Source organism: Gilliamella sp. B2838 (genome assembly GCF_026536185.1).
Lineage (GTDB): Bacteria > Pseudomonadota > Gammaproteobacteria > Enterobacterales > Orbaceae > Gilliamella.
This window is the reverse complement of the sequence record NZ_JAFNOO010000001.1, coordinates 179,920-198,635: the sequence shown is the minus strand read 5'-3', so window position 1 is coordinate 198,635 and position 18,716 is coordinate 179,920. Positions and strand designations below refer to the sequence as shown.

Genomic DNA, 18,716 nt, shown 5'->3' with positions numbered 1-18,716 from the left:
CACGATTTAGTAATTATAAAATAATCGCGATTAATTTAAAGTTAAATTAAATATAGGTAGGGAAGATAAAATGAACGGAAATGAAAAAACAGCATTGATTGAACAACTGCAAACTATTGTTGGCAAAAAATATACGTTAACAAACCCTAATCGGACGTTGCCTTATCGTCAAGGTATTCGTTTTGGTGAAGGTGATGCATTAGCAGTTGTATTACCTGGCACATTAGTTGAGCAATGGCAAATATTAAAAGCATGTGTTGCCGCTGATGTGATTGTTATTACGCAATCGGCCAATACTGGCTTAACAGGGGGGTCAACCCCAGATGGCAATGATTATGATAGACCGGTTGTAATTGTGAGTACTCGTCGTTTAGAAGGTATTCAAGTTATTGAAAATGGTGAGCAGGTTGTTTGTTTACCGGGAAGTACATTATTCCGTTTGGAAAAAGAGTTAAAAAAATATAATCGAGGACCGCATTCAGTTATTGGTTCATCATGTATTGGTGCATCTGTCATGGGTGGGGTATGTAATAACTCTGGTGGTTCCCTGATTCAACGTGGTCCTGCTTATACCCAAATGGCTGTGTTTGCACAATTGGATGCGCAAGGACAATTACATCTTGTTAACCACTTGGGCATTGAACTGGGTGATGAGCCAGAAACCATTTTACGGAATCTAGAAAATCATACCTATACTGAAAAAGATATTAATCGTGATGCGGGCTTAGGTCATGATCATCATTATTGCGATCATGTTCGTGAAGTTGATGCCGATACACCTGCACGTTTTAATGCCGATCCAGCTCGCCATTATGAAGCTTCGGGCAGTGCAGGTCGCTTAATGGTTTTTGCCGTGCGTCTTGATACATTTCCATTAGAGAAGAAATCAGAAGTATTTTATATTGGTACTAATGACATTAATGAGTTAAATGATATCCGTCGTCATATTTTAAGTCAGTTTAAAACATTACCGGTATCAGGCGAATATATGCATCGAGTCGCATTTGATATTGCTGCGGTTTATGGCAAACCGACTTTTTTAGCTATTCAAAAATTAGGTACTGATACCATACCTCGCCTTTTTGCTTTTAAAAACTTTGTTGATCGCGTTACAGGTAAAATTCCATTCTTTCCGAAAAACTTTTCAGATCGTTTTTCAATTTTTGTTGCTAAATTTTTACCTAATCACTTACCGAAAACCATTCGAGACTACCGTGATCGCTATGAACATCATTTGATTTTAAAAATGGCAGATGACGGGATAGCCGAAGCTGAAGCATTTTTGAAATCGTATTTCCAAAATAAAAACGGAAGTTATTTTTTGTGTAATGCTAAAGAGGCTCAAGCAGCAATGTTACATCGTTTTGCAGCGGCAGGTGCAGCGACATCTTATCGAAATGTCCATAGTAAAACAGTGGAAAACATTGTAGCGTTAGATATTGCTTTGCGTCGTAATGATACAGATTGGTTTGAAACTTTGCCAAAAGACATTGATCAAAACTTTATCTATAAAATGTATTATGGGCATTTTTTCTGTTATGTCTTTCATCAAGACTATATTGCTAAAAAAGGCACAGATTGTGATAAAGTGAAGGAACAAATTTTAGCTTTACTTGATCAGCGAGGGGCACAATACCCAGCAGAGCACAATGTTGGTCACCTGTATCATGCTAATGCCGATTTGAAAAAATTCTATCAAGAGCTTGATCCGACTAATAGCCTCAATCCTGGTATTGGTAAAACTTCTAAGAAAAAATATTGGAAGTAACCCAATCTAAGCAATTGCCAGCTGATATAAGCTGGCAAAGCTCAGATGAAGATAATTTAATGCACAATGATCAACTTTAGTCGCTTTAACTTAATCGGTTGGCAAGGTGAGATTATCAATATTAGGGGTGATCAAACAGATAATAATTATTTTATATTCTGTGATGAGTGAAGCTATATAAACAACTAGATAGATAATAAAAAGGGCAAGTTAGCCCTTTTTAATTTAAGAGCGGCAGTGTTAAAGCATTTTCTTTAATTGATACAACATCTCCAATGCTTGTTTTGGTGATAAGGCATCAGGATCGATGTGTTTCAGCGCTTGTTCAATTTCAGAAGGTTCACTTTCCGTCACAAAGCTAAGCTGCGATTGGTCAACATGGCTCTTTGCCGCTTGCTTCGAAATGACTTCGAGCTCTTTTAGCTTTTGTTTGGCGCGTTTTAATACTTGTTTTGGTACGCCAGCTAATCCGGCCACCGCAATACCAAAACTTTTACTGGCCGCACCTTCAGATACTTCGTGGATAAAGGCAACCGTGTTGTCATGTTCAATGGCATCAAAATGAATGTTATAAACGCCTTGCATATGCTCAGGCAACTGCGTTAACTCGAAGTAATGGGTAGCAAAGAGTGTCATCGCTTTGATTTGGTTTACTAAGTTTTCAGCACATGCCCAAGCTAAGGACAATCCGTCATAAGTTGAGGTGCCACGTCCAATCTCGTCCATTAGCACAAGGCTTTGTTCAGTGGCGTTATGCATTATGTTAGCGGTTTCAGTCATTTCGACCATAAATGTTGAACGCCCCGACGCTAGATCATCCGATGCACCAATTCGGGTAAAGATGCGATCAACCGGTCCAATAATGGTTTTTGATGCTGGCACAAAACTACCTATGTAGCTCAGTAAAACAATTAATGCAGCTTGGCGCATATACGTGCTTTTACCACCCATATTTGGACCGGTGATAATGAGCAATCTTCTATCAGGGGAAAGCCGTAATGAATTAGCAATAAATGGCGTTTGCAATACTTGTTCTATAACGATATGGCGACCATTGATAATTTCAATACCTGCTTTTTCAGAAAATGTAGGGCATTGATAATTAAGCGTTAAAGCTCGTTCAGCTAAATTCGTTAAGACATCAAGTTCAGCGATAGCATCGGCACTAAGTTGCATTTCGGCAAGCTGTGGCATAAGTAAATCAAACAATTGATCATATAACTGTTTTTCAAGGGCTAGTGCACGACCTTTTGAGGTGAGGACTTTATCCTCATACTCTTTAAGCTCAGGAATAATGTACCGTTCAACATTTTTGAGCGTTTGGCGTCGGGTATAGTGAATTGGTGCTAAATGGCTTTGTCCTCGACTAATTTGAATATAGTAGCCATGTACAGCATTAAATCCGACTTTCAGTGTGTCGATACCTAAAGTTTCACGCTCGCGAATTTCCAGTTGTTCCAGATAATTTGTTGCACCATCTGCAAGATTGCGTAGTTCGTCAAGTTCGGCATTGTAACCGCTGGCAATGACGCCTCCATCACGAATAATGACAGGTGGCGTTTGGACAATTGCTCGCGTTAAAATAGATGCAATGTGATCAAATTGATTGATTTTAGCTCGCAAAGCAATTAAAGCTGGCGTATTCATTTGGCTTAATAACTGTTGCATTTGCGGCAGTAAGTTATAAGCATCACGCAAACGGGCAAAATCACGTGGGCGAGCTGTTCGTAGTGCAAGCCGCGCTAAAATACGCTCAAGGTCGCCAATGAGTTTTAATAATGGCTGAATATCATCAATATGATTTTGTAATTCACTGATTGCTTGTTGACGGTGTTGTAATACGTTTACGTCACGAATTGGGGCATGCAACCAGCGTTTTAACATGCGGCTACCCATTGGGGTTTGGGTTTTATCTAAAATTTCAGCCACTGTATTTTGTGTGCCACCCGATAAATTTTCAGTGATTTCTAGGTTGCGCCGCGTTGCCGCGTCGAGTACCACAAAGTCGAAAGCTGATTGTTTGATGATTGAACGAATATGTGGTAGCGCGGTGCGCTGCGTATCTTTCACATATTGCAGTAAACAGCCAGCTGCGCTAAGTGCATAAAGGCAATCTTCCACGCCAAATCCAACTAAATCATTGGTACCAAATTGCAAGTTAAGCTGCTGTTTAGCGGTTTCAAGATCAAAATCCCACAAGGGGCGACGTCTTAACCCATGACGATGTTCAATTAATGACATGGATTGAAACTCTTCCGGATAAAGAAGTTCAACTGGATTGGTGCGTTGTAATTCAGCTTGTATTGATTCGTAACTATCAGTTTCAAAGATAAAAAACCGCCCAGAACTTATATCGAGCGTGGCATAACCATAGTGGTTTTTTGATTGCCATATTGATGCTAATAAATTATCTTTACGATCTTCTAATAATAATTCATCACTGACCGTACCCGGCGTTACAATACGAACAATTTTGCGCTCGACAGGACCTTTACTCGTTGCAGGATCCCCGATTTGTTCACAAATCGCAACCGATTCACCAAGCGAAATTAACTTTGCTAAATAACTCTCAACTGCATGATAAGGTACACCGGCCATCGGAATCGGCTCACCATTAGACGAACCACGTTTAGTTAACGATATATCAAGTAATTGCGAAGCTCGTTTAGCATCATCATAAAACATCTCATAAAAATCACCCATACGATAAAATAGCAAAATATCCGGATTTTCCGCTTTTAGTCTGAGGTACTGCCGCATCATTGGGGTGTGTTCAGTAAAGTTTTCTTGTTCGGTCATTGTATTAATTCTTACTAAATTAGCTCATTATTTATTCAACATTAATTTATTATAGCGAAATATTAGGATTTGTCGGAGTATTTATTTTAAGAGGTTGAAATAAATGTAAGTTTTATTTTTTATCTATCTACTTTGATAATCAAGTTGGGTATGACTGTTTGTTACACGCTTTTGATTTTATTTATGATTAGTTATAGCTATTAATTGCGTAATAAACAATTTAATTAAATCGTGCCTTATTGTGTTTAATGATCTTGAATAACCTATTAAAATTTGATAGTTTACTTGCAGTTATTTTTATCGTTTAACACAAAAGAAGGTAATTGTTATGACAATCAAAGTAGGTATTAATGGTTTTGGCCGTATTGGTCGTATTGTTTTCCGTGCTGCTCAAAAACGTTCTGACATCGAAATCGTTGCAATCAATGATTTATTAGATGTTGAATATATGGCTTATATGCTTAAATATGATTCAACTCATGGACGTTTTGATGGTAAAGTTGAAGTTAAAGACGGAAAACTAATCGTTAATGGTAAAACAATCCGTGTTACTGCTGAAAAAGATCCAGCAAACTTAAAATGGAATGAAGTGGGTGTTGATGTTGTTGCTGAAGCAACTGGTTTATTCTTAACTGACGAAACTGCGCGTAAACATATCCAAGCAGGAGCAAAAAAAGTCGTATTAACTGGTCCATCTAAAGATAGTACGCCTATGTTTGTAATGGGTGTTAACGATAAAGATTATGCAGGTCAAGATATCGTATCTAATGCTTCATGTACAACTAACTGTTTAGCACCTTTAGCGAAAGTTGTTAATGATAACTTCGGTATTGTTGAAGCATTAATGACAACTGTTCACGCAACAACAGCAACTCAAAAAACTGTTGATGGTCCATCTCACAAAGATTGGCGTGGTGGTCGTGGTGCTGCACAAAACATCATCCCATCTTCAACTGGTGCTGCTAAAGCTGTAGGTAAAGTTATTCCTGAATTAAATGGTAAATTAACTGGTATGGCTTTCCGTGTTCCAACTCCAGATGTTTCTGTTGTTGATTTAACTGCGCGTTTAGCAAAACCTGCTAAATACGAAGATATCTGTAAAGCAATCAAAGCTGCTGCTGAAGGCCCAATGAAGGGTGTGCTTGGCTATACAGAAGATGATGTAGTTTCAACTGACTTCTTAGGTGAAGTTTGTACTTCAGTATTCGATGCTAAAGCAGGTATTCAATTAAGTGATACTTTTGTTAAACTTGTTTCTTGGTATGATAATGAAGTTGGTTATTCAAACAAAGTATTAGACTTAATTGCTGTTGTTTCTAAAAAATAAGTCATTTTTGTGTCATATTAGAAAGGCAACCATATGGTTGCCTTTTTTTGTAATTAAAATAGTCAATGATGATTACGCGATAAATAAAAAAGCCCATTTTCGCAAATGGGCTTTTTACTTAGACTAATTAACGAATTAATTAGCTATTAAATAACGACAACATCAGCTGCAGCTGGTCCGCGAGGGCTATCTTGGATTGCAAATTCAACTTGTTGTCCTTCAGCTAAAGTTTTGAATCCGTCACCGGAAATAGCTGAGAAATGGACAAAGACGTCTTTGCTTCCATCGGTAGGGGTAATAAAACCAAAACCTTTACTCTCGTTAAACCATTTGACTTGGCCTGTTTTCTTATTCATTTACTAGACATCCTAACAATAATTAATAATTTGCCTTTACGGCTCGCATAGACTTAAACTTAGTATAGATTATGTAATTCATAACTAAAAAATATAAATAAATTTACATTAAAAAGTTAATCGTTTTCATAATGAATAGCTTTGTTATAAGTCTGTTACTATTACCGCACAAATTATAATCGAAAGCAAGATATTAATGACAATTTTTTCATGTTAGAGTGCAGTTTTTTATAAATTTTTAGTTAAATAAATGTAATTTGATCTAAAACAAATTATTAAATCTTAAAAATTTTATAATTATTTCGAAAGTGAAATTTACAAAAAAAACCAGAGTATCAGAAAAAGATTTCATCACTCTGGTTTAACGGTTACTTTTTTACATCAAATTGTGAAATTAACAGTAATTTTATTTCTTTTTTGCTCTTTCAAAAGATTCTAAAATCTCTTTACGCGCAGAATCGACATTTTCCCAACCGTCAACTTTAACCCATTTACCTTTTTCTAACGCTTTGTATTGTTCAAAAAAGTGTTTAATTTGTGACTTGAGTAGTTCCGGTAAATCGTCAACATCTTTTATATGATCATACTCTTTTGTCAGTTTGGTATGAGGCACCGCAACTAATTTTGCATCAACACCTGACTCATCTGTCATTTTTAGAACGCCAACTGGGCGACAACGAATAACGGCACCGGGTTGTAAAGGGTAAGGCGTTGGGACTAACACATCAACAGGATCACCATCTAAAGATAGTGTATGGTTGATATAACCATAATTACATGGGTAAAACATTGCTGTCGCCATAAAGCGATCGACAAATACAGCACCCGTATCTTTATCAACTTCGTATTTTATTGGTGAAGCATTCGCTGGAATTTCAATTACTACATAAATATCATCTGGTAATTCTTTACCTGCTGGTACATTCAAAAGTCCCATTTTTGTATCCTCTATTATTTATTTGTTAATAATATTGTTTAGTGATAAGTCATAAGCACACATTATAAAAGTTATTCCGTGTCGCTCAATTCTTTTAGATATTGAAAAATCTGTCTGGCTGTTTTCGGAGGCTTGTTCGACGCTAACTCTTTTTTAGCTATACGAGCAAAAGTACGTAGCTGCTGCCTGTCAGCATTTGGATATAAATCCATAATCATTTCAGCATCACCGGTTTCAATCAGTTCATCGCGTAACATTTCAAGTTTATGAAACATCGCGACTTGTTGATTATGGCGGTTTTTGAGTTTATCCAAGGCAAGTGTAATTGGTTCGATATCCCGATTTCTGAGTAATTTACCAATATATTGAATTTGCCTTCTGTAACCCTCTTTTTTGATTTTTTGAGCTAATTCGATGGCATAGAGTAAATCTTCATCAAGGGGGATTTTAGCAAGTTCATTTTTACTTAAATTAACGAGTTCAATACCGAGTTTTTTAAGTTCTTCAGCATCTCTTTTTATTTCACTTTTACTAACGTAGATAATTTCATCTTCGATATCATCGACATTAAAGTTTGCTTCTTCGGTTGTCTTTTGATTTTGATTCATATAATTTCTTTTGTTAACTAAAATGCATTTCTGGCTTATTATAACGTATCACTAGCAGAATTGTAGAAAATAATAAAATGAGTATTGAACAAATTAAAAAAGAGGCAAAAGATCAACAAGCAAACTTGTCGGCTATAGTGGCTGATACTATTGCTAAAGCAAAATCGCGTGTTGATTCAGTTGCAGTGTCAATTAATCAGTCAACCGGTATTAATGTTAGTACCCGTTTAGGTGAACCTGAAACGGTCGAATTTAATAGTGATGGTGCGTTAGCTATTACTGTCTATCAAAATCAGAAAAAGGGGAGCGCTTCTACTAATGATTTATCCCCTAAGGCTATTGCTCAAACTATTGATATGGCGGTTAATATTATGCAATACACTTCACCCGATCCCTACTCAGGATTAGGTGATCGTTCTTTAATGGCATTTAATGCGCCTGATTTGGATCTTTTTTACCCAAGTGATTTGAATGTGGATCGAGCTATTGAGCAAGCAAAGCAAGCGGAACAAGTAGCACTTGCTAATCCAAAAATAAAAAGTAGTGATGGTGGCTATTTTAGTAGTCGTTATGGCATTTACATGTATGGCAATAGTTTAGGAATGTTACAAGGCTATTGTGCGAGTTCGCATTCTCTATCTTGTTCGGTTATTGCAGAACAAAATGGTCAAATGGAGCGTAATTACGCTTATACTTCGTCACGTGATATTAGTGAGCTGAGATCCCCTTCATGGGTAGGCGAACAATCAGCACAACGAACTATTTCACATTTAGGTGCCCAGCAGATAGCCACAATGCAAGCACCTGTCCTATTTTGTCCAGAGGTGGCGGTTGGCTTAATTGGTCATTTAGTTGGTGCAATTAGTGGGGGAGCAATTTATCGTAAGTCCTCATTTTTGTTAGATAGTATTGGCAAATCTGTGTTTCCTTCATGGTTAACTATTTTTGAAGATCCTCACATTCTAAAAGGTGTCGGATCTTCTCCTTTTGACAGTGAGGGAACCCAAACGGTCAAACGTAATATTATTGAGCAAGGCGTATTGCAAACGTATTTACTCGGGAATTATTCAGCCCGAAAATTAGGTTTAAAATCAACGGGGCACGCAGGGGGAATTCATAACTGGTTAATCTCTTCTAGCCAGCCTCGCCGTGATTTCAATGCTATGTTGGCTAAATTAGATAAAGGTGTTGTTGTAACATCATTGATGGGGCAAGGTGTCAACAATATTACCGGCGATTATTCTCGAGGCGCAACTGGATTTTGGGTTGAAAATGGTCAAATACAGTATCCAATTAATGAATTTACCATTGCCGGAAATCTTAAAGATATGTATCAAAATATTGTAGCCATTGGTAATGATATTGAAACAAGAACCAATATCCAATGTGGATCGATATTGATTGATAATATTAGTATAGCAGGGAAATAAAAGACATATATGGGAAGAGTCACAAACAGCGCACTAATGCAAAAAATTGCTTTATGGATGCCAGGTTTAAAAAATTTATTACACTATAGGCGTGATTACTTTAGTTTTGATCTTAAAGCGGGTTTGTCAGTTGCAGCTGTTTCTTTACCCGTCTCTATTGCTTATGCTGAACTCACTGGTGTTGGTGCAATTGCTGGATTATATTCAACAATATTACCGTTGATTGTTTATGCACTTTTTGGTTCTTCCAGACAACTTATTGTTGGTCCTGATACTGCAACATGTGCAGTAGTTGCAGCAGTAGTTTTACCACTAGCATCAAATGATCCTATTTTGCGTTGGCAGTTGGTAGTTATATTAACAATTATGATTGGAATATGGTGTATCATTGCCGGCAAATTGCACTTAGGTGCACTGGCTGATTTACTGAGTCAACCGATATTGATTGGTTTACTTAATGGCATTTCAATCACCATAATGGTAGATCAACTCGCCAAGACATTAGGGTTTTCTTATGATTACTCTTACTTAATTGAACGTGTTGTCTATTTACCGTTTAAAATTCCACAAATTCATCTCTTCACAGCATTAATCTCACTGTTTACTTTGGTGATATTGATCGGTTTAAAAAAAATAAAACCGCGTTATCCCGCACCGCTTTTTGCCGTGGTTGTGATGACTTTTCTCTCTTGGTTATTTAATTTTGAATCTCACAATATTCGAATTATTGGCGCAGTGACTGGTGATTTTATCCCCGTTGAATCATGGCTTGATTTTGATAAAGGCTTGATGCGTGATTTAGTTGTGCCATCACTGAATATCGCGATTATTTGTTTTGTCAGTATGATGATAACAGTACGAAGTTTTGCTTCAAAAAATAACTATGAAACTAACGCTGATGTTGAATTTAAAGCCTTAGGTATGGCAAATATTGTGGCAGGATTATCGCAAGGATTTGTGGTTAGTGGTACGTCATCGCGTACGGCGGTTAATGATGCTAATGGTGGCAAAACTCAGTTAGTTTCGATTATTGCAGCTATCATTATTGGTTTTGTTGTCTTGTTTTTATTATCCCCATTAAAATATATTCCAACCTGTGTGTTAGGGGTAATTTTAATTTATTCTTCTATTTCGCTAATTAACTTTCAGACTATTATTCGCTTTTTTAAATTTGATCGTGATGCGTTTTATTTAAGTTTAACCACGCTAGTTTCGGTGTTAGTCATTGGTATTATTCCCGGTATGGCGCTAGCGGTGTTATTAGGTTTATTCTTATTTTTAAGGCGAGTATTTAGGCCTAAAGATCAATTACTTGGGGTTGATGAAAGTGGTCGTATTCATTCTTTAGGAAAAGACGTTAAACCTCTAGATAATACCATTATTTATCGATTTAACTCTCCACTTACTTACTTTAACATCGCTTATTTTAAGCGCAGAATTATCAGTTATATTGACGAAGCACCGCAACCGATAAGTTATGTCATTGTCGATGCTATTCCTTGTTTTACGTATAAAGATGTTAGTGTTTTGTCGGGTATTGAAGAGCTGGTGAAATCGTTGAAAGTCAGAAATGTGATTTTAATACTATCAGGTCGACGAAAAACATTAAAAAACTGGTTTAAACAGATGAATATTAAGTTAGATGAACAGTATATTGAATTTGCTTATGATCTCTATTTTTCAGTTCGGTTAGTACAAAGTAAAGAGCACATGGAAAATAATGAAGATGCTTTAAATCAGTAATAATAAAACCATCTTATAATCATTAATTAGCATGTTAAGGAATATTATGAATCAAATTAGCAAAATGCCTAAAATTGAGATGATTAGCACCGGTGACGAAGTGTTATATGGTCAAATAATTGATACTAATGCTACATGGTTGTCGCAGTTGCTATTTGAAGAAGGTATTACGATCACATCAAGGTATACCGTTGGTGATAATTTAGAACAATTGATTCATACATTCAAGCAGCGTAGCTTAGTTAATGACATTATTATTATTAATGGTGGTTTAGGACCAACAAGCGATGATTTAACCGCCGAAGCTGCTGCTAAAGCTAACAATGAATCACTGACATTAAACCATGATTGGCTACTTAAAATTGAACATTATTTTACTAGTCGTGGCAAAACCATGCCTTCAAGTAATATTAAGCAAGCAATGTTGCCTGAAAGTGCCTCTTTAATTGATAACCCAATCGGCACGGCTTGTGGATTTAAAATGGAAATCAACAACTGTTTGCTATTTTTTACACCCGGTGTACCATCAGAATTTAAAGAAATTGTACAAAACTCAATATTACTCGAGATTACGCAGCGCTTGCCACCCTTTGATAAAAAATTGTGTTATCGATTAACAACAATGGGACGAACTGAAAGTGATCTCGCCACAGAAATTGAAGCTAAAATTGATATTCCAGACGATATTATAGTTGGTTATCGTGCCGCAATGCCAATTATTGAATTAAAACTAACAGGACCAGAGTCTCAAAAAGATAAAATGGATGAATTATGGTCTAAAATCAAAGTTATTGTTTCTAGCAATTTTTTATTTGAAGGTGTGTTAAGCCAACAAGATACGTTTGGTTTAGCCCAACTGGTTTCTAGATTATTGCTTGATAAAAATTTGACTATCGCTGTTATTGAACAGCAATCGGCTGGGATTGTTGGCTCACAATTGTTTGAATCAGCTGCACCTTTAGTCAAATCAGAAATTCTACCCTTGTTACTTGAAGATCCAAAATCGTATTGTTTACAGATCTTAAAACATAATCATGCAGATATTGTGCTTGGACTGGTTAATTTTCGTGAAAAAAATAGCGAATTTACGTTATTAATCGCAACGTCAAAACAGGTTTGGCAATGTAATTTAAAATATACGGGTCGTTTGCAAAATCGACAAACTGAGCGCAAAATTTTTTGTGCGATTGCTTTAGATGCTTTACGGCGTTACTTACTAAACATGCCAATAATTGGGCCAAATGTCTGGTTAGAAGTTATCGCCTAATATTATTAGGCATTGACTATAAGAGTGTTTATTTTACATTGTGAAATAATATAAATATGGACAATTCCCCTTAAAATTAAGTACAATAAGCGATCTTTCACATTAGGTAATTTAGTAAAACAAATTAGAGGTAAAAATGGCTCGTGTAACTGTTCAAGATGCAGTAGAAAAAATTGGTAATCGCTTTGATCTAGTTTTAGTTGCAGCAAGACGTGCTCGCCAATTACAAGTTGAAAATAAGTCGCCATTAGTTCCGGAAGAAAACGACAAGGAAACCGTTGTAGCATTACGTGAAATAGAAGATGGTCTTGTCAATAAACAAATTCTTGATAGTGCTGATTTCCAAGCTTTACAAGATGAAGAAGCGGAAGTTCGTTCTGCACTTCATGAATCGATTCTGCTCGAAAATACTCCCTCGTACGAATAAGTTTTTTTGAGAATTGCCTATGCAATATTTTGATAGCTTAAAAGAGATTGTTGCATCTTATCTTCCAGCTAAACAAGTTGAAGTGATTCAAAAAGCTTATTTTTTTGCTCAAAAAGCGCATGAAGGGCAATTCCGATGTAGTGGTGAACCGTACATTACTCACCCAGTTGCTGTCGCAACGATTTTAGCGGATATGCGGCTTGATTATGAAACTATCATTGCCGCACTTTTACATGATACTATCGAAGATACCCCCGTCACTTTTCAAGATATAACAAAAGAATTTGGCAAGCATGTCGCTATTTTAGTTGAAGGTGTTTCCAAACTTGATAAGCTAAAATTTCGTAACAGGCAAGAAGCGCAAGCCGAAAATTTTCGCAAAATGGTGTTAGCCATGACCGAAGATGTGCGAGTTATATTGATCAAACTTGCCGATCGTACTCATAACATGCGCACATTAGGTGCATTAAGACCTGACAAACGCAGACGAATTGCGAAAGAAACATTAGAAATTTATGCACCCTTAGCGCATCGATTGGGAATCCATCATATTAAGACCGAGTTGGAAATCCTAGGCTTTACTGCTATGCACCCCAATAGAGCGAAAGTGTTAGAAAAAGTTGTGAAAGCAGCGCGAGGTACTCGAAAAGAATTAATCCAACAAATCTTATCAGAGATTAGAGGCCGTTTGGCTGAAGCCAATATTGAAGCTGAAGTTGAAGGACTTGAAAAAAATATCTATGTCATTTATCAAAAAATGCAAATGCGTGAACAACACTTTCACTCTATCATGGATATTTATATCTTTCGGATTGTGGTTAAAGATGTCGATGCTTGCTACCGTGCACTCGGTTTGGTACACAATTTATATAAACCAAGACTTAACCGCTTCAAAGACTATATCGCTATTCCAAAAGCAAATGGCTATCAATCTTTACACTCATCATTAATTGGTCCACATGGTACTCCCGTTGAAGTGCAAATACGCACAGAGGATATGGATCAAATGGCCGAAATGGGGGTCGCTGCGCACTGGGTATATAACGAAAATGATGAGCTCAATCACACCACTACTCAAATTAAAGCTCAACGTTGGATGCAAAGTTTATTAGAATTACAACAAAGCGTGGGTAACTCTTTTGAATTCATAGAAAACGTTAAATCCGATCTTTTTCCTAAAGAAATCTATGTCTTTACGCCTAAAGGTCGTATTGTTCAATTACCAGAGGGTTCAACAGCAGTTGATTTAGCCTATGCTGTTCATTCCGATATAGGTTATCAATGCATTGGTGCGATTGTTGACCGTAAGCCATTCCCGCTTTCTCAGCCATTAAGTAATGGGCAAACAGTTGAGATTATTACTTCTCCTGAAGGTCGTCCTAATGCGAATTGGTTAAATTTTGTTGTCAGTGCGAAAGCACGATCTCGTATTCGCCAAGCTTTAAAAACATTAAAGCGTGAAGATGCTATCGAATTAGGTCGGCGTTTGCTCAATCTCTCTTTGATTAAAACCGGTGGCATTGATGAGCTTTCGCAAAAACAGATTGCAAGAATTGTTGAATTAACAAAATTACCGACTTTTGATGATGTACTGGCTGAAATTGGTTTAGGTAATGTGATGAGTCACTTTATTGTTAAAGGCTTAGAACATAAGGCATTACTGAATAATCACTCAGAGGCGAATAAGACATTAGTCATCACAGGTAGTGAAGGTGTACTTGTAACATTTTCGAAATGTTGCCATCCCATTCCAAATGATCCTATTATTGGGCATGTTAGTGCCGAAAAAGGATTAACAGTACATCATGAATCTTGTCGTAATATTACTGGCTATCAAAATAATCCTGAAAAATATATTCCCTTAAGGTGGGCGCCAAATATTGAACAGCTCTTTGTTGCTGAAATTTGGGTTGATATTCTCAATAATCAAGGCTCATTAGGTCATGTCTTGTCTATCATTAATGATGAACAAGCTCATCTTCAATGGTTGAATACTGAAGAAAAAGATCGACAAATTTATACGATTATTCTACAAATTGAAGTAAAAAATGTTCAACAACTTAATGAACTGATGCGTAAGTTATCGCTACAGCAAGATGTGGTGAGTGTGACTCGCAATGTCAATTAGTTATTATGGCTAACCGTTTTTTAAACCATATTCCGTTAATTAAATTAGCCGGTATTGGTGAAAGTTTAGAAAAAAAATTTCATACACTCGGCATTCAAACCATTCAGGATTTATTATTACACTTTCCGATGCGATACGAAGATCGCACCTCTTGTTGTGCAATTGGCAGCAGTAGCATTGGTGAATACACCACTATCGAAGGTTGTATCATTAAAACGGAAGTGATTTTTCGGCGTAAACAAATGCTAGTTTGTCATATTCAAGATGAGTCAGGAATCGCTATATTGCGATTTATGCATTTTAATGCAGGTATGAAAGCCAGTTTAGCTATCGGCAAATGGGTGAGTGCTTATGGCGAAATCAAAAATGGAAAAACTTATCGTGAAATTATCCACCCACAATATAAAGTCAGAGCGAATCGAGAAGATAATGCATTAATTACCGATCCAACCCAAGAAAGATATACGCCGATTTATCCCACAACTTATGGCTTAACGCAAAATGTGATTCGTAAGTTGATTCAAGCGGCACTGTTATTACTAAAGCGCAACCCACCTGAAGAAATTTTACCTGCGCCACTAGCAAATCAATTTTTGTCAGCTTTTGATTCATTGAATATTATTCATAATCCGCCTATTGATACTGATATTGCTCAGTTATCTAATGGTAATCACCCTGCTATTAAACGATTTATTTTTGAAGAGTTACTTGCTTATCATTTAAGTATGCTCACCTTAAAAACGGATAATCAAAAGCAACAAGCTTATGCTATGCAGGTAAATCAGCACTATATTGAGCCGTTTTTGGCCTCATTACCTTTCAAACCGACCAATGCTCAGCAACGTGTTGTACAAGATATATATCAAGACATGGCAAAATCTATTCCAATGATGCGTTTAATTCAAGGTGATGTCGGTTCAGGAAAAACTTTAGTTGCAGCTTTAGCGGCATTAAATGCGATAGAAAATAATCAACAAGTCGTTTTAATGGCGCCAACCGAAATATTAGCTGAACAACATTATAACAATTTTAAGCAGTGGTTTGAGCCGCTTGGTATTAGCGTTGATTGGTTATCTGGTCGTTTAACGGCAAAGAATAAAAAAGATCGGTATGAACGTATCAAAGCCGGCGATATCACCATGCTAATAGGTACACATGCCGTATTTGTTGATAAAGTGGAGTTTGCTAAGTTAGGTCTCGTGATTATTGATGAACAACATCGTTTTGGCGTAAACCAACGGCTAACACTTTGGCAAAAAGGTATTAAAGATCAAATTTACCCACATCAACTGATCATGACCGCTACGCCAATTCCAAGAACGTTAGCCATGACTGTTTATGCCGACTTGGATGTATCAGTGATTGATGAATTACCGCCTGGGCGTACGCCGATTACAACCGTTGTTATTCCTAATTCTCGACGAGAAGAAATTATTGAAAAAGTGAATCAAGCCTGTTTGGATAATCGTCAAGTTTATTGGGTGTGTACGTTAGTGGAAGAATCTGAAACGCTTGATGCACAAGCTGCCGAAATGTTAGTTGAAGAATTACGTGAAAAACTACCACATTTATCAATAGCACTGGTTCATGGCAAAATGAAATCTGATGAAAAGCAATCGGTTATGCAAAACTTTAAAGCCGGTAAAACTCAGCTTTTAGTTGCGACAACCGTTATTGAAGTTGGTGTAGATGTACCCAATGCCAGTTTAATGATTATTGAAAATGCTGAACGGCTTGGGCTTGCACAATTGCATCAATTACGTGGCCGAGTTGGACGTGGGAGTGCAGTGTCTCATTGCGTATTAATGTATCAAGCGCCGTTGAGCAAGGTTGCACAAGCTCGTATGAAGGTGATGCGTGAAAGTAATGATGGTTTTGTGATTGCCCAAAAAGATCTAGAAATTCGAGGAAGTGGCGAGATTTTAGGGACTCGCCAAATGGGTATGGCAAATTTTAAAGTGGTTGATTTAATTCGTGATCAACATTTAATTAGTGAAATACAGAGGGTTTCCTTGCCTTTACTACAAAACTCTCCACAGATGGCTGAGCAACTTATAGCGTGTTGGCTACCTGATCGTCAAAAATATATCAATGCTTAATATTATTACTCTTGTAACTTGTGAAATTAATTGGTTAAAAAGTATTAATCTTGTCATGTTTTTTACTAAGTTAATAAAATTGAGATAAAACTTTTATCAACAAGATCAAGTTGCACATTTTTATTTCAAAAGAGTCATCTCATAAATCGCTTGGTTATATTGATTTATTCTTTTCCTTCGTAATTATAATTTTTGACTACACTTTGTCGTTTGTGCCTTGTTAAGTCGAGATTAATCCCTTAAATAAGGTAATGTTTATTTATGCTTTGCACGAATTTGGCTATCGTGTAATATAGTGCTCATTACAAAAATGAAAAAATTGTGAACTTGGTATGAAATCATCGATAAAATTACTCTCCTTAGTGCTCGTCATATTAACGTTATTGGGTTGTGGGTTGAAAGGGCCACTTTATATGCCCGCAGAAAAATCAAATGCTTCAATTAACACTCATCTGCTTAATCAAACAGTTTAATGGAATTAATAATGGATTTTTTACATTACGAAAAGGGTCAATTACTAGCCGGTAAGGTCGCAATTTCAGAACTCGCAAAGCAATACGGTACGCCACTTTATGTCTATTCTGCCGAATATATTACACAGCAGTTTTTGGATTACCAAAAGGAGTTGACAGATAGGAAACATTTAATCTGTTATGCGGTAAAAGCCAATAGTTCTCTTGCTGTTTTGCACTTGCTTGTTAAATTAGGCGCAGGGTTTGATATTGTGTCGCAAGGTGAGTTAGAACGCACACTGATAGCGGGAGCGGATCCTAAAAAAATTGTTTTTTCTGGGGTAGCAAAATCTATTAGTGAAATCGAACGTGCGCTTGAAGTTGGCATCAAATGTTTTAATGTTGAATCCGAAGCCGAGCTTTATCGCATTAATGATGTGGCCAAAAAATTAAATAAAATTGCAAACATCTCTTTTAGAATTAATCCCGATGTTGATGCTAAAACCCACCCCTATATCTCAACAGGTTTGCGTGAAAATAAATTTGGTATCAGCCATCAATCCGCATTAGATATTTATCGTAAAGCAACATCGTTAGATCATATTCATATTGTTGGCATTGATTGCCACATTGGTTCACAATTGACTGAAACCTCACCATTTCTTGATGCTGCCGATCGCATATTAGCGATAGTTGATAAACTTAAATCTGAAAATATTCATATTAAACATATTGATTTAGGTGGTGGATTAGGGGTGCGTTATGATCAAGAACAACCGCCTTCAGCATCGTTGATTGTTAGCGAATTGAAGAAAAAATTAGCTAATTATCGTGATCTTGAGCTTTTATTAGAGCCTGGGCGATCAATTGTTGCTAATAGTGGATTATTGATTACGAAAGTTGAATATACCAAACATCAAGATGATAATCATTTTGCTATTGTTGATGCAGGGATGAATGATTTGATTCGCCCCGCGCTTTATCAAGCTTGGATGCGAGTTTTACCTGAAAAAGAACCGAAACCATCCGATCAACGTTTTATCTATAATGTTGTTGGACCGATTTGCGAATCGAGTGATGTATTGGCATATCAGCGAGAGCTTTCAGTGCAACAAGACGATCTGTTAATTATTTGTAGTGCTGGTGCTTATGGATTTAGTATGGCTTCAAATTATAATAGCCATCCAAGGCCAGCTGAAGTTATGCTGACCGATGAACAACATCACAAACTTATTCGTCAACGTGAATCGTTTGATGATTTATGGCGAGGAGAGACCCTATAATCTTATTTATGGTTAATCAACATCTTAACCAGCGCCTTGTTAATTATCCTAGACTACTTTTTAATGGATAGTGAAAATAAGTAAATAGATAA

At 36.6% G+C, this 18,716-nt stretch carries 14 protein-coding genes; 10 read left to right on the top strand and 4 right to left on the bottom strand.

The features are described 5' to 3' along the window. The first annotated feature begins 70 nt into the window (after positions 1–70). Positions 71–1,768, top strand: a complete 1,698-nt coding sequence (gene dld / locus J3U63_RS00915; RefSeq protein WP_267333124.1) for a D-lactate dehydrogenase — start codon at positions 71–73, stop codon at positions 1,766–1,768. A 240-nt stretch (positions 1,769–2,008) separates the two neighbouring features. Here the strand turns inward: dld and mutS are convergent, their stop codons facing one another. After that, on the bottom strand, positions 2,009–4,567 hold the full coding sequence (mutS, locus tag J3U63_RS00910; RefSeq protein ID WP_267370201.1) for a DNA mismatch repair protein MutS: 2,559 nt from the start codon (positions 4,565–4,567) through the stop codon (positions 2,009–2,011). A 328-nt stretch (positions 4,568–4,895) separates the two neighbouring features. On the opposite strand from mutS, the gene gapA reads away from it, so the two are divergent. After that, a complete protein-coding gene (gapA, locus tag J3U63_RS00905) occupies positions 4,896–5,894 on the top strand; it encodes a glyceraldehyde-3-phosphate dehydrogenase (RefSeq protein ID WP_065633524.1) in 999 nt (332 codons plus the stop codon). A 146-nt stretch (positions 5,895–6,040) separates the two neighbouring features. Here the strand turns inward: gapA and J3U63_RS00900 are convergent, their stop codons facing one another. The 3 genes from J3U63_RS00900 to yjgA form a co-directional block, all read right to left on the bottom strand. Continuing rightward, positions 6,041–6,250: a cold shock domain-containing protein gene (locus J3U63_RS00900; RefSeq protein ID WP_065633525.1), complete on the bottom strand. Its 210-nt coding sequence runs from the start codon at positions 6,248–6,250 to the stop codon at positions 6,041–6,043. Positions 6,251–6,656: 406 nt separating this feature from the next. Next, the gene (gene ppa, locus J3U63_RS00895) at positions 6,657–7,187 is read right to left on the bottom strand and encodes an inorganic diphosphatase (RefSeq protein ID WP_065633526.1); all 531 of its coding nucleotides are present in this window, start codon (positions 7,185–7,187) and stop codon (positions 6,657–6,659) included. Positions 7,188–7,258: 71 nt separating this feature from the next. Then, positions 7,259–7,795: a ribosome biogenesis factor YjgA gene (gene yjgA / locus J3U63_RS00890; RefSeq protein ID WP_267333122.1), complete on the bottom strand. Its 537-nt coding sequence runs from the start codon at positions 7,793–7,795 to the stop codon at positions 7,259–7,261. Positions 7,796–7,872: 77 nt separating this feature from the next. Between yjgA and pmbA the strand changes: the two genes are divergently transcribed. From pmbA to lysA, 8 genes are all read left to right on the top strand, one after another. Continuing rightward, positions 7,873–9,225 (top strand): metalloprotease PmbA, encoded by a 1,353-nt coding sequence (pmbA, locus tag J3U63_RS00885; RefSeq protein ID WP_267370200.1) that lies wholly within the window; start codon positions 7,873–7,875, stop codon positions 9,223–9,225. Between the two features lie 9 nt (positions 9,226–9,234). Beyond that, positions 9,235–10,968: a SulP family inorganic anion transporter gene (locus J3U63_RS00880; protein WP_267333120.1), complete on the top strand. Its 1,734-nt coding sequence runs from the start codon at positions 9,235–9,237 to the stop codon at positions 10,966–10,968. Positions 10,969–11,014: 46 nt separating this feature from the next. Then, entirely contained in the window at positions 11,015–12,235 is a 1,221-nt protein-coding gene (locus tag J3U63_RS00875) for a CinA family nicotinamide mononucleotide deamidase-related protein (RefSeq protein ID WP_267370199.1), read from the top strand. Positions 12,236–12,371: 136 nt separating this feature from the next. Beyond that, the gene (gene rpoZ, locus J3U63_RS00870; protein ID WP_065633529.1) at positions 12,372–12,662 is read left to right on the top strand and encodes a DNA-directed RNA polymerase subunit omega; all 291 of its coding nucleotides are present in this window, start codon (positions 12,372–12,374) and stop codon (positions 12,660–12,662) included. A 19-nt stretch (positions 12,663–12,681) separates the two neighbouring features. After that, positions 12,682–14,790, top strand: coding sequence for a bifunctional GTP diphosphokinase/guanosine-3',5'-bis pyrophosphate 3'-pyrophosphohydrolase (gene spoT, locus J3U63_RS00865; RefSeq protein ID WP_267333118.1), 2,109 nt, complete (start codon positions 12,682–12,684; stop codon positions 14,788–14,790). Positions 14,791–14,795: 5 nt separating this feature from the next. Beyond that, the gene (recG, locus tag J3U63_RS00860) at positions 14,796–16,889 is read left to right on the top strand and encodes an ATP-dependent DNA helicase RecG (RefSeq protein ID WP_267343818.1); all 2,094 of its coding nucleotides are present in this window, start codon (positions 14,796–14,798) and stop codon (positions 16,887–16,889) included. 332 nt (positions 16,890–17,221) lie between these two features. Further along, on the top strand, positions 17,222–17,362 hold the full coding sequence (gene lptM, locus J3U63_RS00855) for an LPS translocon maturation chaperone LptM (protein WP_267366636.1): 141 nt from the start codon (positions 17,222–17,224) through the stop codon (positions 17,360–17,362). A gap of 11 nt (positions 17,363–17,373) precedes the next feature. Then, positions 17,374–18,624 carry a diaminopimelate decarboxylase gene (gene lysA / locus J3U63_RS00850; RefSeq protein ID WP_267370198.1) on the top strand — a complete coding sequence of 417 codons (1,251 nt, stop codon included), beginning with the start codon at positions 17,374–17,376 and terminating at the stop codon, positions 18,622–18,624. Positions 18,625–18,716 lie beyond the last annotated feature (92 nt).

What these genes read in the sequence shown, in the direction of transcription:
- mutS (WP_267370201.1), bottom strand. Translation starts at nt 4,567, where the DNA reads ATGACCGAACAAGAAAACTTTACTGAACACACCCCAATGATGCGGCAG.
- lptM (WP_267366636.1), top strand. Translation starts at nt 17,222, where the DNA reads ATGAAATCATCGATAAAATTACTCTCCTTAGTGCTCGTCATATTAACG.
- spoT (WP_267333118.1), top strand. Translation starts at nt 12,682, where the DNA reads ATGCAATATTTTGATAGCTTAAAAGAGATTGTTGCATCTTATCTTCCA.
- gapA (WP_065633524.1), top strand. Translation starts at nt 4,896, where the DNA reads ATGACAATCAAAGTAGGTATTAATGGTTTTGGCCGTATTGGTCGTATT.
- pmbA (WP_267370200.1), top strand. Translation starts at nt 7,873, where the DNA reads ATGAGTATTGAACAAATTAAAAAAGAGGCAAAAGATCAACAAGCAAAC.
- dld (WP_267333124.1), top strand. Translation starts at nt 71, where the DNA reads ATGAACGGAAATGAAAAAACAGCATTGATTGAACAACTGCAAACTATT.
- J3U63_RS00875 (WP_267370199.1), top strand. Translation starts at nt 11,015, where the DNA reads ATGAATCAAATTAGCAAAATGCCTAAAATTGAGATGATTAGCACCGGT.
- recG (WP_267343818.1), top strand. Translation starts at nt 14,796, where the DNA reads ATGGCTAACCGTTTTTTAAACCATATTCCGTTAATTAAATTAGCCGGT.
- J3U63_RS00880 (WP_267333120.1), top strand. Translation starts at nt 9,235, where the DNA reads ATGGGAAGAGTCACAAACAGCGCACTAATGCAAAAAATTGCTTTATGG.
- lysA (WP_267370198.1), top strand. Translation starts at nt 17,374, where the DNA reads ATGGATTTTTTACATTACGAAAAGGGTCAATTACTAGCCGGTAAGGTC.
- rpoZ (WP_065633529.1), top strand. Translation starts at nt 12,372, where the DNA reads ATGGCTCGTGTAACTGTTCAAGATGCAGTAGAAAAAATTGGTAATCGC.
- J3U63_RS00900 (WP_065633525.1), bottom strand. Translation starts at nt 6,250, where the DNA reads ATGAATAAGAAAACAGGCCAAGTCAAATGGTTTAACGAGAGTAAAGGT.
- yjgA (WP_267333122.1), bottom strand. Translation starts at nt 7,795, where the DNA reads ATGAATCAAAATCAAAAGACAACCGAAGAAGCAAACTTTAATGTCGAT.
- ppa (WP_065633526.1), bottom strand. Translation starts at nt 7,187, where the DNA reads ATGGGACTTTTGAATGTACCAGCAGGTAAAGAATTACCAGATGATATT.